General features: G+C 54.5%; 1 protein-coding gene. It reads right to left on the reverse strand.

What is annotated here, in order from left to right; all coding sequences use genetic code 11:
- Positions 1-12: 12 nt before the first annotated feature.
- Positions 13-347 (reverse strand): alpha/beta fold hydrolase (locus NLU14_RS21395; protein WP_420845090.1); only part of this gene is annotated, 335 nt, incomplete at its 5' end.

The raw sequence follows: 347 nt of genomic DNA on the forward strand, positions 1-347 counted from the left end.
CGCCCGAAGCCGTCATTCGAACTGCGATGGGTTTACAAGAAACCTCACGATGCTGGGCACGAGTTCTGCATGAAGGGGAAGGGCGCGATCCGTGTATGTAGCAAATGGATTTCCGTCGACAGTTGCCTTCAACGTATGTGTGGCTCCGGCGAGATCTATGCGATGAGCTTGCGGCAGAACGCGTTCTAGAAGGTCAGCGTCTTCAGGGCTAACCTGCATATCGCGATCTCCCTGAACAATCAGCACGGGACCCTGCCACTCTCGAGCGACAATGACAGGATCGTAGCTAAACAGGTCGATCATGTAGCGTTGCAGACCTGCAGAAAAGAGCGGTTGCAGAATCGGGT

Origin of the sequence: Marinobacter iranensis, from assembly GCF_029207565.1 — a bacterium.
Lineage (GTDB): Bacteria > Pseudomonadota > Gammaproteobacteria > Pseudomonadales > Oleiphilaceae > Marinobacter > Marinobacter iranensis.